Here is a 15,698-nt window from a genome sequence, read left to right on the forward strand (position 1 = left end):
CGCCATGTCCATCCGGCATTTCGACTGGTTCAAGAAGCACGAAACCGAGGACGAGCTGCAGCACAAGCTGTCGCGCCTCTATGGGCTCGCCTGCGACAGGCTGGCGATGAAGCCGGACAGCAGCTTCATTTCTGCTGCGATGGCCGCCAATCCGGAAGAAGCCCGGCGGGACCCGGTGCGGCGCCTCGCCCACCACCTGTTCACCTACAAGCTGGCGATGCCCAGCGGGGCCTGGGGCCTGCTGGGGCTCGGGCTGCTTCATTCGGTGCTGCAGGAGGCGGCGCGGGAGGATGGCAAGAAGCCCGCGCCGGTTGTCATCCCGCGCACCGAAGCCCATGACCTCAACGGTCTCGCGAACCGGCTGCTGCTGCCGGAGGTCGATCAGAAGGATGTGCGCCGGGCGGCCGCCTTCGTCGAATATCTGCTGAAAGCGAAGGGCGCGCGGGGCTTCGTGAAGTTCGGACGCAACATGGGCGTCGACGGATCGGTGGATGCCGCCTGCCGGGCCGTGGCAGGCATCTCGGCCGGTGCGCTGGAACTGAAATGGCAGGACGTCATCCGCAGCGGCACGCCCGAAAAGGGGCCCGTCCATCTGGTGCTGTGGGTGGCGCGGGCGACGGCGCGGCACAAGGTGCTGCTATTCTGGTTCCTGCTCGCCAACGCCGTGCAGATTCTCTACGCCGTCTACGTTCCTCTGTGGCTGCAGGCGCTTTTCGACGACGGCATCAAGACCGGCGATGTCGCGGCCATCCGCACCTATCTGTCCTACCTGACCTGGGGCTTCCTGGCGGCCTCCGGCTTCGGCGTGCTGCTGGACTACACGATAGCCAAGCTGGGACCCCGCATCCTCAATGACCTTCGTGCGCGCATGTTCCGCAAGATCAACAATATCGACGCGCGCGAACTCGCCAGCTCGGACAGCGACGAGATCATCGCCGACTTCTCCAACGACATGACCGTGGTCGAAAAGGCGGTCATCTGGGCGGTGCCGGGCCTGTTCTCCAAAGGGCTGATGCTGATCGGCTCGGTGGTGGTGGCCTTCACGCTCGACACCCAGCTGGCGATCGCCACGCTGGTGTCGCTGCTGATTGCCTTCTGGCTTCCCCGCAGCTTCAGCAAGCGCGCCGTGCGCTACAATTACGAGCGCGGCGCGGAGGACGCCAAGGTCGCGCACATCGTCAAGGAGACCCTGCTGATGCAGCGGGTGATCCGCATCTTCGGCCTGCGCGACCTGCAGGCGAAGCTGTTCACCGGCCAACTGGGCAAGCTATTCGGGGCGAGCTACCACCAGTATTTCTCCTCCGGCCTCGTCGGCCGCCTGACCAGCTTCGGCGTCAGCGCCGCGCAACTGCTGGTGATCGGGCTCGGCGCCGTGCAGTCGGTCGACGGCGATGTGTCCTCGGGCACTATCGTCGCCTTCATCACCCTGCTGCTGACGATTGGCGGCGCCGCCGGCTTCATCGGCGCCCAGCTTCCCCTGCTGATCCAGGGCGTGGGCGGCCTTGAACGGGTGCAGGCTCTGCTCGGCAAGCCCGACGCCGCGCCGGATCCGGAACGGCCGGAAGATGTCGGCGGGAAGGTGCATTCGCTCCGCTTCGAGGAGGTGAGCTTCAGCTATGACGGCAGCGCGCCGACCCTCGACCGGGTGTCCATGACCATCGACTGCCCACGGCGGGTCATGGTGGTGGGGCCTTCCGGTTCCGGCAAGTCGACCATTCTCCGCCTCATCGAGAACCAGTTCTCACCTGGCAGCGGCCATGTGAGGGTGAACGGCGTCGACATGCGGATGCTGGGCGAGAAGCAGGTCCGTTCGCTGATCTCGCTGGTGCCGCAGGAAACGATCCTCTTCCAGGCTTCCGTGCGGGAGAATATCCGCATGGGCAAGCTCGATGCCAGCGATGCCGAGGTAGAGGCCGCGGCGAAGGCCGCCGATATCCATCCGCTCATCATGTCGCTGCCCGACGCCTACGATACCGATGTCGGGGAGGGCGGCAGCAAGCTCTCCGGCGGGCAGCGTCAGCGTATCGCCATCGCCCGCGCCATCCTGCACGACCCGCAGATCATGCTGCTCGACGAGGCCACCTCGGCGCTTGATCCGGCCAGCCGCGTGGCGGTGGAGGAGACCCTGCGCAAGGTGACGGCCGGGCGCACGGTGGTTGCCGTGACCCACGATCTCACCCAGTGCGAGCATGCCGATCTCGTCTATGTGGTGAAGGCGGGCCGGGTGGTGGAAAGCGGCAGCCACCAGACGCTTCTCGATGCCGACGGCGTCTATGCCGATCTCTGGCAGCGCAGCGTGATCGCCGGGGCGGCCGAAGGCACGGTGCCGCGCGAACAATTGCTGGAGCGGCTGCGCAAGCGTCCGATTCTCAAGGATGTGCCGGAAGTCTTCCTGCAGCGCCTGCTCTCCCGCATGACGGTGGAGACCGTTGGGCCGGACACGGTTCTGGTCGAGGACGGCAAGCCGGCCGACCGCCTCATCTTCATGACCCAGGGCGAGGCGCAACAGAGCATACGTCTTTCCGACGGCACGCTGATGTCCGTGGGAATTCTCGAGCCGGGCGATTCGATGGGCGATTACGCGGCGCTGGAGGGCGCGGAGGAATTCACGCGCGTGGTGGCGCGTAAGGCCTGCCACCTGCTGACGATCGACGCCGCGTCGCTGCGCGCGCTGCTGGCCGCCAATGCCGACATCGAGCTGCACATCCTGACCGCCCTCGCGGCACGCCACGAGGCGATGATGGAGCATTACACATGGCAGAAGCTGCAGCAGCAGGCCCAGCCGCAATGATGGCCGGTTCACCCGCCGGCACCATTGCCGCCCGCCTCAACGCCCTCGCGGAGGCCGCCGATTGCCGCTGGAGCATCACCTTCCTCGACAGCCACGGGGCGGTGTTCGAGCGCGCCGGCGCCGGGGAACTGGCGGCGCGGGCCGCCGCCATCGCAGGATTTTTGGAGCGAGAGAGCGCGCCGGGCGCGCCGGTGCTGCTGGTGTTCCAGCCATCCGTCGATTTCCTCGCGGCCTTCCTTGCCTGCCAGTGGTCGGGGCGTCTTGCCGTCCCCATCAACCCGCCGCGCCGGCATCGGCTGATCCAGCGCTTGCAGGCGGTGGCCGCCGACAGCGGCGCGGCCGTGGCGCTGACCGGCGGCGGCGTGGCGGAGCAATCCGCGCTGTGGCAAGCCGACAGCGCGGAACTCGCGGCGATCCGCTGGCAGGATGTCAGCGATATCGCTACCGATCCCGCGCACGCCACCCCGCTGCGGGAGGTCGATCCCGCGGCCACCTGCTTCATCCAGTATACGTCCGGCTCCACAGCCCTGCCCAAGGGTGTCGAGGTGAGCCATGCCAACCTGATGGCCGACATGGCGCGGATGGAGGCGGTATGGGGCCTGTCACCATCCAGCACCATGGTGACGTGGCTGCCGGCCTTTCATGACCTCGGGCTCATCTTCGGCTTGCTGCAGACGCTGTATTCCGGCTGCCCGGTAGTGCAGATGGCGCCGAACAGCTTCCTGCAGCGCCCGGTGCTGTGGCTGGAGGCCATCAGCCGTTTCGGCGGCACCCATACGGCAGCGCCCAATTTCGCCTATGACCTCTGCACCCGCCGCATCCTGCCGGAGCAGAGGGCAGGCCTCGATCTCTCCTCCCTCGTCATGGCGATGAACGCCGCCGAGCCGATCGACCCGCAGGTGATGGAGAACTTCGTCGAGACGTTCGGCCCGCGCGGATTCCGGCGCGAGGCCTTCGCGCCGGCCTATGGCCTCGCGGAATCGACGCTCGCCGTCACCGCGAGCCCCATCGGGACGCAGCCGAAGCTGTTCACACTCGACGCCGCCGCACTGGAGGCCGGGCGGATTGCACCGGCCGGCGGCTCCGCCCGGCAAGCGGTGATCGCCGGTTGCGGTGCCCCACTCGCCGACGTCGCCTTCGCCATCGTCGATCCTGAAACCGGCCGGCGCCAGCCGCCCGACCGCGTCGGCGAAATCTGGGTCGGCGGACCTACCATCGCGCGCGGCTATTGGCGCAGGCCGGAAGAGACCGTCGCGACCTTCGGGGTGCGAGTGGCCGGGGAAGATGACCCCACCTTCTATCTGCGCACCGGCGATCTCGGCGCGATGATCGACGGGGAACTGTGCGTCACCGGCCGCATCAAGGATCTCATTATCCTGTCCGGCGCCAACCATTATCCGCAGGACATCGAGCGGGTGGCGCAGGCCGCCCACACGGCGCTGCGCGCAGGCAGCGGCGCGGCGTTCGGGCTGATGGGAGAGCCGGGCGGCGAGCAAATTGTGCTGGTTCAGGAGGTCGAGCGCACCCAGCGCCGCATAGACCCCGCGCCGGTGTTCGCCGCCATCAGCGTGGCGGTCTGGCAGACGCTGGAGCTCCAGCTTGCGCGTATCGTGCTGGTGGAGCCGGGCGCCGTGCTGCGCACCTCCAGCGGCAAGATCCAGCGTGCCGCCAACCGCATGGCCTGGCGCGCGGGCGAGCTTCCGGTGATCGCCGAATGGCACACCGCGCGGCAAGAAGCGCGACGCACGTCCGCCGCCGCCCTGCCGGCGGGCGAGGCGCTGGCGCTCGACACATGGCTGCGCGGCTGGCTCGCGGCTCGGCTCGGCCTGCCGTTGTCCCAGGTGCCTGCGGACCGGGGGCTGGGCGAGCTCGGCCTTACCTCGATCGATGCCGTCGATCTCGCCGGCGCCGTCGGGGCGCATATCGGCCGAGACCTTGCTCAGTCCTTCGCCTTCGACCATCCGACGATCCGCGCCATGGTGGCGCATCTCACCGGATCATCCCCGCCGGCCCCTGTGGCGCCGGCAATACCGGCCGCCGGCGGCGACCTGGAAGAGCTCCTGTCCATGATCGAGGAGAGCGGCCGTCATGACTGAAGACCGCCGCGCCAGCCTTGCCCGGCGCCTTGGACAATTGCGCCCGGAGCAGGTCACGGATCTGATGCTCGCCCTCGAAGGCCGGATAGACGGGCTGCGAAGCGAGGCGGCGCGGGCCCGGCAGCCGGTGGCGATCGTCGGGCTCGCCGCGCGTTTTGCCGACGCGGCGACGGCGTCAGCCTATGGCGATCTGCTGTTCGCGGGGCGCGACGCGGTTCGCCCGGCGCCCGCCGACCGGCCGGAACGCGCGGGACTGCCTCCTGGCGGCTACATCGAGGGGGTAGAGCGCTTCGACGCCGCCTTCTTCGGGCTGCGGCCGGATGAGGCCGATGCGATGGATCCCCAGCATCGGCTCGCGTTGATGCTGGCGTGGCAGGCGCTGGAGGATGCCGGCTATGCCGATGCCGGGCGGCGCCCCCGCGCCACCGGGATTTTCCTCGGCCTCGGGGCCAATGATTACGAGACCCGGTTCCACGCGACCGACAGCCTCTCGCCCGCCGCCATTCTGGGCAATGCCGGCTCCATTGCGGCCGGGCGCATCAGCCATTGGCTGGACGTCACCGGCCCGGCACTGGTGATCGACACGGCGTGCTCGTCCTCGCTGGTCGCTGTCCATGCGGCCTGCCGCGCGCTTCGGGCGGGGGAATGCGATCTGGCGCTGGCCGGCGGCGTCAGTCTCGTGCTGGACGCCGAGGTTTCCGCCGCGCTTGCTGCCGCCGGGATGCTGGGCCCCGGCCATGCCTGTCGGACCTTCGATGCGGGGGCCGATGGCTATGTGCGCGGCGAGGGCGGCGGGCTGGTGGTGCTGAAGCGCCTCGCCGACGCCATGCGCGACGGCGACCGCATCCGTGCGGTCCTACGTGGCTCCGCGATCAATCATGACGGCCATTCCAGCGCGCTCACCGCGCCCAATGGCGCCGCGCAGCACGCGGTCATCCGCGCGGCGCTCGCCGATGCCGGGCTTTCGCCGCAGGAGGTACAGGCCGTCGAGTGCCACGGCACCGGCACGCCGCTGGGCGACCCCATCGAGGTGCAGGCGCTCGCCGCCGCCTATGGCGAGGGGCGCACCGTGCCCCTGCTGCTGGGTTCCGCCAAGACCAATATCGGCCATCTGGAAGCCGCCGCCGGCATTGCCGGCCTGATCAAGATGGTGCTGGCGCTGGAGGCGGGCCGCCTGCCGGCCACGCTGCACCAGTCGAGCCGCAATCCGCGCATCGCGTGGAGCGACCTGCCGGTGCGTGTGGTGGACGCGGCCACGGACTGGCCCCTCGGCGCGCCGCGCCGCGCCGGGGTGAGCAGCTTCGGCTTCTCGGGCACCAATGCGCATGTGATCCTGGAGCAGGCCCCACTGGCACCGCAGGTCGCCGTCACGGAGGCGCTTCCCACCATCTTCGTGCTTTCGGCCCGCGACGAGGACGGCCTGCGCCGCCTGGCCTCTGCGCTGGGCGATCACCTGGCGCTCCATCCGCAGACGCCGCTGGCGGCTGTCGCGGCGGCCCTGGCCACCGGGCGCGGCACCTTTCCCTATCGCGCCGCCTGCCTGGCGCGCGGCGTGGAGGAAGCGCTTGCGGGCCTGCGGGCCATCGCCGAGGGCGAGACACCCATAGCCGGAGCCACGGGGCACGCAGGGCCCGAGCGGCCGAAGGTCGCCTTCCTGTTTTCCGGGCAGGGCAGCCAATGGCCGGGCATGGCGGCGGACCTTTACGCCGCCGATGACGTCTTTCGCGACCGGGTGGACGCCGCCGCGCGCCGGCTCGACACGGACCTCGCCGTGCGGATGTTCGCGCCGGAGGAAGGCAACACGTTGACCGACACGGCCGAGGTGCAGCCGGCCCTGTTCGCGCTCGAATACGCGCTGGCCGAGCGTCTCGCCGCCTTCGGCGTCGCGTCCGACATGGTCGCCGGGCACAGCCTGGGCGAATGGTCCGCCGCCTGCGTCGCCGGGATGCTGCCCTTCGAGGCCGCGCTCGACGTGGTCGCCGCGCGCGGCCGGCTGATGGGCGCCCTGCCGCGCGAGGGCGAAATGGCGGCGGTGTTCGCTTCGGCAGAACGCGTGGCGCCTTTTCTGCAACGCTTCGGCGGGCTGATCGACATCGCCGCGCTCAATGCGCCAGACGAGGTGGTGGTGTCGGGCGACACGGCGGCGATCGCGTCATTGCTTGGTGATCTCGACGCTGCCGCCATCGGCTGCCAGCGCATCGTCAGCAGCCATGCTTTTCATTCCTACCACATGGAGTCCGCGCTGGCGCCTTTCGAGGAGGTGGTGCGCGGCGCCGGTCTTGCTCCCGCCTGCCTGCCCATCGTCTCGAATGTGACGGGAACGCTCGCGGCGGACCTCACGGACCCCGCCTATTGGGGGCGGCAGATCCGCCAGCCGGTGCGTTTCGGCGACAGCCTCGACACGCTCGCCGCCCTTGGCGCCGACGTCGTGGTTGAGATAGGCCCGGCCGCGACGCTGGTCGGCCTCGCCCAGCGCGCCCCCGGCTTTGCGGAGCGGGACACGCGCTTCGTCCCGACCATGCGCCGCAACCGCGCGGCGACCGAGACGCTGGCGCTCGCGCTCTGCCGCCTGTTCGTCGCAGGGCTCAACATAAGCTGGCCTGCCAGCGGCGCGGCCCGAGCGAACCTGCCCGGCTATCCCTTCGCCGGCGAACGCCACTGGATCGATGCGCCGGAGCGGGCGCGCGGGGCGGAGCATAGGCAGCCCGCGACAGCCACCGCCGTCGTGTTGCCGGCGGCAGTGCCCGCTCTCGGCCGTGACGACATCCGCGCGGGCATTGCGGCGAGCCTTCGCCGCAGTCTGCAGCTTGACGACGCAGCACTGGAAGGCAGCGCCGGCTTCTTCACCCTGGGGGTGGATTCCCTGGCGCTCGCGGAAGCCATATCGACCCTCGAACGGCGCTGGAAGGTGGCGATCCCCCGTCGCGAGCTGTTCGCGACGCTGACCACGCCGCGCGCGCTGCTGGAGCGCGTGTTGCGCGAGGTGGAAGCGCGCGCCGCCGACACGTCCGTGAACGTTGCGGCGTTGCCAGAGCCCGCCCGCCTGCCCGCCATGTCCCAACTCGCTGCGGCACGCGCCGAGACGCCGGCGCCTGCCGAGGCGATGAGCCCGCAGGCCACGGCCTTCATCGCCGATTTCGCGGCGCGCTACGGTGCCGTGCGCGGCGCTTCCCGCCATCAGCGCGAGGCCTTTGGTTCCGTGCTGGCGGACAGCCGCGCGGTGGCGGGCTTCCGGCCCGAGACCAAGTCCATGCTCTACCCCATCATCGGTGTGAAGGGGCAGGGTAGCCATGTCGTCGATGCCGACGGCAATGACTATGTCGATCTCACCATGGGCTTTGGCGTGCAACTGCTCGGCCATAACCCGCCGATGGTGGTGGAGGCGATCCAGCGCCAGCTCGCCGAGCAGGGGCTGTTCCTCGGCCCGCAGGCGGAGAAGGCCGGCGAGGCCGCCGCCCTGATCGCCCGTCTCACCGGCAATGAGCGGGTACTGTTCTGCAACACCGGCACCGAGGCGGTGATGACCGCGCTCCGGCTGGCCCGACACGCCACCGGCCGCCCGCTGGTGGCGATGTTCGCCGGCTCGTATCACGGCCATTTCGACGGCACGCTGGCCCGCGCCGGCACCGACGGCGCCAGCCTGCCGCTGGCCGGTGGCACGCCGCTGGGCATGCTGGCGGATGTCGTGGTGCTGGACTATGCCGACCCCGAGGGCAGCCAGATGGCGCTGGAAGCGCTGGGCGACCGGCTCGCGGCGGTGATCGTCGAGCCGGTGCAGAGCCGGCGCCCGGGTCTGCAGCCGCGCGATTTCCTGCACTGGCTGCGCGGCTTCACCCAGCGTGCCGGCGCGGCGCTGATCTTCGACGAGGTGCTGCTCGGTTTCCGTGTCGCCCCGGGCGGCATGCAGGCCTGGGCCGGCGTGCGGGCCGATCTCGTCACCTATGGCAAGATCGTCGGCGGTGGCCTGCCCATCGGCGTCGTCTCCGGCCGCCGCGCCTTTCTCGACGGGATCGATGGCGGCACGTGGCCGCTGCATGGTGCGGGTGGACCGCAGGCCGAGCGGACCTTCTTCGCCGGCACCTTCAACAAGAACCCGCTCGCCATGGCGGCGGCCACCGCCATGCTCACCCATCTCGAGGCCTCCGGCCCGGCGTTGCAGGAGCGGCTGAACGCCCGAACAGGCGCTTTCTGCCAGGCGCTGAACGCCGCCCTTGAAGAGGACGGAAGCGCGCTTCGGGTGGAGCACTTCGCCTCGGTGTTGCGCTTTTCCGGCGCGAGCGACCTGTTCTACAGCCAGCTGATTTCGCGTGGTATCTATGTCTGGGAGGGACGCACCTGCTTCCTTTCCACCGCGCACACCGAGGAGGATCTCGACCGGGTGGCGCGGGCCGTGCGCGAAAGCGCCCGCACCCTCGGTGCGGTCGGCCTGATGGCCCTGTCGCCCCGGCTTCCGGCCCGTACAAGCATCGCCACCTCTCCGGGGCAGAAAGCGCTGTGGACGCTCGCCGCCTTCAGCCCGGAAAGCGCAGCGGCGTATAACCAGACCCTGGTGCTGCGCTTCGCCGGCGCGCTCGATCCGGCGGCGCTGGGCGGTGCGTTCGCCGATCTCGTCCTGCGGCATGACAGTTTGCGCATGCGTTTCGCGGAGGGCGGCGGGGAAGCCATCATCGACCGGCGCGTCGACATCCCGCTGGTGGAAGCCGAGGTGCCGGACGATGCCGCCTGCGCCGCCTGGGTGCGGGCGCAGGCGGCACGGCCGTTCGATCTTGCCGCCAGCCCGCTGCTCAGGGCGGCGCTGCTGCGGATCGGCGCGGGCGGTTTCGCGCTCGTGCTGATCCAGCCGCATATCGTCACCGATGGCTGGTCGATGCAGGTGCTCGCCAACGAGCTTGGCGAGCTCTATTCCGCCCACCGCGCGGGGATCATGGTGGAGCTGCCAGCGCCGGTCTCCTATGAGCGCTTCTCCGAATTTGCCGGGGCAGCGGCCGCCGACCCCGAGGCAGCGGCGCATTGGCAGGCGCTTTTCGCCGACCCTCCGCGGGCTCTCGATCTTCCCACCGACCGGCTGCGCCCGCCGCTTCAGACCTATGCCGGCGGGAGCGTGCGCGCGCTGCTCGATCCCGCCTCGGCCGCCCGGCTCGCGGCGCGGGCGCGGGCGCTGGACTGCTCGCTCTTCACCCTTTGCCTTGCCGCCTATGGGCGGCTGCTGGCCGAACTCTCCGGGCAGGATGATCTTGTCGTGGCGATCTTCGCCGCCGGCCAGCCCATGCTGGGCGAGCGTGGACTGACGGGCTACTGCATCTCCACAGTGCCGGTGCGTCTGGCCGGCATCGGCGGCGCGGACAGCCTCCGCACCACCCGCGCCGCCATGGCACAGGCGATGGTCCATCCGGCCTATCCCCTGTCCGCCATCGTCAAGGCCAGCGGCGTGCGGCGCGATGCCTCCCGCCCCCCGCTGGCGAGCGTGTCGTTCAATCTGGATCAGGTGGAGACGCTGGCGCCGTTCGGCGACCTCGCGCCCGTGGTGCGTGCCAACGCGCATGGCAGCGTGCGCTGGGACCTCAACTGGAATCTGGAGATCGGCGAGGCCGGGCTCGCCATCGAGGCCAATTTCAATGCGGACCTGTTCGATGCTGTCCGGGCCGAGGGGTGGATGGCGCGGTATCGCTCCCTGCTGAACGACCTGGGTGCGCGCGGGGACGCGGCCGAAATACCCGGAACGGCGGCTCGTCCGACAGAGGTGACGGACGCCGCGCCGGCGGCGCCTTTCAGCATCGCCGACCATGTGGCGCAATGGGCGCAGACGCAGCCCGATGCGCCGGCGGTGATCGACGGGGAGGGGACGCTGAGCTGGTCCCAGCTCGGGCGGGCAAGTGGCGATCTTGCGGCGCGGCTGGCGGCGAACGGTGTCGTTCCGGGCGATCGGGTCGCGTTCTGTCTTGAACGCGGTGCCGGCCCGCTGGTGGCCATGGTGGCGGCGAGCCATCTCGGTGCCGCCTTCGTTCCGCTCGATCCCGAGCATCCGGCCGCGCACCGCGCCGCTCTCATGGCAGACAGCAACGCCAGGGTGCTCGTGGTGGATGGCGCCGTGCAGGGCGAGACGGCCACAGTCCCGACACTGGCCTGGAGCCGACACCCGGCGGACCGAACAGTGCCGCCGCGCGTCACTTGCGGCCCGCTCGACCTCGCCTACATCCTGTTCACTTCCGGTTCCACCGGGCGGCCAAAGGGCGTGATGGTTTCTTGCGGGGGGCTGCACGCCTACGCCACCGCACTGTTGCGCCGGCTGGAGCTTCCCGGCCCGCAGGTGTTCGCGATCGCGACCTCCTTCTCGGCCGATCTCGGCTATACGAGCGTCATCGGCGCGCTCGCTTCCGGGGGCACGCTCAATGTGGTGGACGCAGCCACGGCGCGCGATCCGTCCGCCTTCATCGCCTGGATGCAGCAGGCCCCGGCGGATGTGCTGAAGATCGTCCCCAGCCATCTCGCGGCGCTGCTGACGCATCCGGAGGCGCGCGCGCTGCTGCCCAGGCGGGCGTTGATCTGCGGCGGCGACGTGCTCAGCTTGGCGCTGGTGCAGACACTCGCGGCGCTGCGGCCGGAGCTGCGCGTCTTCAACCACTACGGCCCGACCGAGACGACGATCGGTTGCACCATGGCGGAAGTGACGCCAACGCTTGCCGTCGCCGCCGCGCAGGCGGAGGGCCGCGTGCCGGTAGGGCCAGCGCTCGACGGTGCCACCATCGACATCGTCGATGACGCGGGCCTGGAGCTGCCTCCCGGCGCCGTCGGCGAGATCCGGGTGAGCGGGTCGGGCGTGGCGCTCGGCTATATCGGGGAGGCGCCCCATGTCGGGGCCGGTTTTATCCGCAGAGAGGACGGCGCGCGCGCCTACCTCACCGGCGATCTCGGCACGAAGGATGCCGGTGGTCTGATCCGCTTCCTCGGCCGCAAGGACGACATGGTGAAGGTGCGCGGTCATCGGGTCGATCCCAATGGGGTCGCCGCGTTGCTGCGCGCCTGCCCCGGGGTTGTCGATGCGGCGGTGCTGGCCGAGCGGGACGATCGCGGGAGTGCCCACCTGATGGCCGCCGCCGTCGCCCCCGACCACACCGCTCCGAGCCTCGATGCGCTCCTCGCCGAGCGGCTGCCGGAAGCGCAGCGTCCGGCGCGCCTTATCCTGCTGGACACGCTGCCGCTCACCGCCAATGGCAAGGTCGACCGCAAGGCGCTGATGGCGCTTCTCGCCCCGCCCGCCCAAATCGCCCGAACTGCCGAAGCCGCGCCGCCCGCCGAGGGCGCGCTCGCCACGGTGCTGGCGCTCTGGCAGGAATTGTTCGGAGGGCCGGCGGCGGCCATTGCTGCCGACGATGATTTCTTCGCGCTGGGCGGCGATTCCATCATGGCGATCCAGCTCGCCGGCAAGGCGCGGGCGGCGGGGTGGCTCCTCTCCCCCGCGGAGATATTCACCGCGCCGACGCCGAGGGCGCTGGCGGGAATCATCCGGCCCGTCCCGGTGCGCCCGGTCGAGGAACGCGGGACGCTTGCCGGGACGGTGCCGCTGACGCCGATCCAGCACTGGTTCATGGATATCGACATGCCCGACCGCCGCCATTGGGCGTTGACGGCGGTGTTCGACCTGCCCGCCGGCACCAACGCCGCGACGGTGGAGATGGCGTTTACGGCGGCGGTACGCCGGCACGATGCGCTACGTATTCGCCTCCGCGCCGGCATGCCGCCGCTTCAGCAGGTGGGCGAGGCGACGCTGCCGACGCTGCTGCAGGATCAAGCTGCAGAAGGCGAGGTCCGTTCAGCCGAGGATCGCATGGCCGATCGTCTCGTCGCGACGCTGGACCCCGCGAGCGGGGTGAACGGCGCGGCGGGCCTGATCGACGTCGGCGAGACGCGGCGCCTGGTGGTGGCGATGCATCATCTGGTCTTCGACATGGTGTCCTGGTCGATCCTGGCGGACGATCTGGCGAAGGCCGTTCTCCAGCCGCCGCAGCCGGTGGCGGCGCCCGCGACAGCTTGGTCGTGGTGGTGCCACCATCAGGCCTCGACGGCGGAAGGCTTCGAGCCGGATCGTCCCTATTGGCAGGCCGTGGCCGCCATGTCGGCGACGGTGCCGCTCGATCATCCGGAGGTGCCGGACCTCGAAGGCGCCGCGCATGTCCGCGAACTTAGGCTGGACAGGGAGCTGTGCCAGCCGCTTCTCGCCGCGCTGTCGGAAAGGTTCGGCCAGCAACCGCAGGAGAGCGCGCTCTGCCTTGTGGCCCGCGCGCTCGTCGCGTGGACGGGAGGCGGCGTGCAGGTGGAACTCGAAGGGCATGGGCGCGAGCCGCGCGACGCGGATATCGACCTGTCGCGCACCATCGGCTGGTTCACCACCCGCTACCCCGTGGCGCTCCCCGAGGAAGGCGCCGACCTCGCGCGCTGGCTTCTTGCCGTCAAGGACATCGCGCGGGCGGCGGCGGGGCGGTCGATGGGCTACGGGCTGCTGCGTTGTGCCGCCAACCCCCTGGCCGGGCCACGTCCGAAGCTGTCCTTCAACTACCTCGGCGACCTCGGCCGCTTTGGTCATGCCGGCCTGCCCCTGGTACGGCTGGGCGCGGGCCGGGAGCGCCACCCGCGCGCCGCGCGGCCGCACCGCCTCGCTTTCAATGTCTGGCAGGAGGACGGCGCTCTCGTGATCCGGTGCGAGTTCGGCGCGGGCCATGAAGCCTCCACCATCGAGCGCCTGCTGGAAGCCATCGCGGCCGGGGTGCCGGCGTTGCAGGCCGCCGCCGTCGATTCCGGTCCGCGCTATTCCCCGAGCGACTTCGCCGCCTTCGACATCAGCCAGGAAGACCTCGACGCCCTGACCCTCTTCAACTGACGCCCGTCCCCCCGCCTACGGGACCGAGCGCTCCGGCGGCAATCCCGGGAGGATGATATCGCCATCCTCCCGGGCCGTGGCCGTAGTGGCCCCGCGTTACTTCGGAACGCTGGTCTCCGACGCTCCGCCGAAATAGCCCGCATCGCGGATGTCGGCCAGGAGGTCCGGCCCGGTGGGGTTCCATCCCAAAAGGGCCTGGGTCCGCTCGCTGGAGGCCGCCTGGTCCAGGGAGGCAAATCCGGAGAACCAGCCGAAATGATCGCGCGCCTCGTCCGGCGTCAGTGACACGCAGGGAAGATCGAGGCCGGCCGCGATAGCCTGCGCGATCGCGCGGAATGGGATGCCCTGCTCGGCCACGGCGTGGAACGTGCCGGTGCCGGCGCCGCGCTCGACGGCGAGGCGGAAGGCGCTGGCGGCATCCGTCACATGCACGGCCGGCCAGACATTGCTGCCCGCGCCGATATAGGCCGACAGGCCCTTCTGCCGCGCCATGTCGATCAGCATCGGCACGAAGCCATGGTCGCCTCTGCCATGGACGGAGGGCGGCAGGCGCATGACGCCGGCGCGGATGCCGCGAGCGGCGAGGGCGCTTGCCGCCGCCTCCGACGCCCTCGGATAGGCATCGGTGGGCGGCAGGGCGGCGTCGGCCTCCCGCGCGACAGGACCGGCGGCGTCCAGGGAGGCGAGGCCCGCCGTGACGATCAGCGGCTTGGCCGTTCCCTCGATCGCAGCGCCGAGTGTTTCGATGGCCGCTCGATCGATCGCGCAGGATTCGGCGAACCGCGAAAAGTCGTGGATGAAGCCGGTATGGATGATCGCGTCGCAGGTCCCCGCCCCGGCACGCAAAGTCTCGGGTGCCGCGAGGTCCCCGCGAAGGACGTCCGCGCCCATCTGTCGGAGCGCGGCGGCACTGCGCTCGGATCGCGCCAACCCCACGACCCGGTGCCCATGCGCCAGGAGCTCCGCCGTCACGGCCGAGCCGACAAACCCGGTCGCGCCGGTCACAAATACTTGCATGGCTGTTCTCCTTCTTGCCAGGAGGGAGAAGGACGGCCAAAATATACCCAGTTAAAGACGTGACTTTATACGGGTATAATGAACAACATGCTGGATACGGAAGGCGACACGCACCGCCTCGGCGCGTTCCTGAAGGACCGGCGGCAGCGGCTCGATGCCGCCGCGCTGGGCTTCGGCGGGCGCCGCCGGACGCCGGGCCTGCGGCGCGAGGAAGTGGCGCAGCGGGCCCATATCAGCACCACCTGGTACACGTGGCTGGAACAGGGACGTGGCGGCGCCCCTTCGCCGCGCGTGCTCGACAGTCTCGCGCAGGCGCTGATGATGACCGAGGCGGAGAGGGAGCATCTGTTCCTGGTCGGCATCGGCCATCCCCCCAAGGCGCGCAACTCCGCCGGCGAGGGCATATCGGGGCGGCTGCAACGCCTTCTCGACGCGATGCCGTTCCTGCCGGCGACGGTCGCCACCTCGACCTGGGACATTATCGGCTGGAACCGCGCCGCCCGGCTCGCGCTGACGGATTATGAGGCGCTGGCGCCGGAGGAGCGCAACATCCTGCGGCGGATGTTTCTCGATCCGGCCACGCGCGCGGCGCAAAGCGACTGGGAGGCGGTGGCGCGGTTTCTGGTGGCGACCTTCCGCGCCGAAACCGCCCGCGCAGGCGAGGACGAGCGGGCGGCCGAACTCGTCGCCGAACTCTCCGCCGCCAGCGCCGACTTCACCCGGCTGTGGAGCGAGAACGACGTGCGGATGACCGGCGAAGGCGCCAAGACGCTGCGCCACGCCGTGGTGGGGGAGATGACCTTCGAGTTCTCGTCCTTCGCCATCGACGGCCGGCCCGACCTCAGGCTGATGGTCTATGTGCCGGCCGGGAGTGCCGACCTCGAAAAGATGCATCGGCTATGCGGCCCTGCGTAGCCGA

Annotated in this window: 5 protein-coding genes; 4 read left to right on the plus strand and 1 reads right to left on the minus strand. The window is 70.3% G+C overall.

Features of this window, described 5'->3' with window-relative positions; translation table 11 throughout:
- Positions 1 to 4: 4 nt before the first annotated feature.
- Genes ACQY76_RS17310 through ACQY76_RS17320 form a run of 3 tightly spaced genes read left to right on the plus strand, consistent with a single transcriptional unit; the run spans position 5 to position 13,762 of the window.
- A complete protein-coding gene (locus ACQY76_RS17310; RefSeq protein WP_428029949.1) occupies positions 5 to 2,791 on the plus strand; it encodes an ATP-binding cassette domain-containing protein in 2,787 nt (928 codons plus the stop codon).
- A complete protein-coding gene (locus ACQY76_RS17315) occupies positions 2,788 to 4,887 on the plus strand; it encodes an AMP-binding protein (RefSeq protein ID WP_428029950.1) in 2,100 nt (699 codons plus the stop codon). Before ACQY76_RS17310 ends, ACQY76_RS17315 begins: the two co-directional genes overlap by 4 nt.
- Entirely contained in the window at positions 4,880 to 13,762 is an 8,883-nt protein-coding gene (locus ACQY76_RS17320) for an aminotransferase class III-fold pyridoxal phosphate-dependent enzyme (protein ID WP_428029951.1), read from the plus strand. The genes ACQY76_RS17315 and ACQY76_RS17320 overlap by 8 nt, the downstream gene beginning before the upstream one ends.
- A gap of 96 nt (positions 13,763 to 13,858) precedes the next feature.
- On the opposite strand, the gene ACQY76_RS17325 is transcribed toward ACQY76_RS17320, so the two are convergent.
- A complete protein-coding gene (locus ACQY76_RS17325; protein WP_428029952.1) occupies positions 13,859 to 14,779 on the minus strand; it encodes an SDR family oxidoreductase in 921 nt (306 codons plus the stop codon).
- Between the two features lie 87 nt (positions 14,780 to 14,866).
- On the opposite strand from ACQY76_RS17325, the gene ACQY76_RS17330 reads away from it, so the two are divergent.
- Positions 14,867 to 15,694, plus strand: coding sequence for a helix-turn-helix transcriptional regulator (locus tag ACQY76_RS17330; RefSeq protein WP_428029953.1), 828 nt, complete (start codon positions 14,867 to 14,869; stop codon positions 15,692 to 15,694).
- Positions 15,695 to 15,698 lie beyond the last annotated feature (4 nt).

The organism is Ancylobacter sp. (genome assembly GCF_965279025.1).
Lineage (GTDB): Bacteria > Pseudomonadota > Alphaproteobacteria > Rhizobiales > Xanthobacteraceae > Ancylobacter.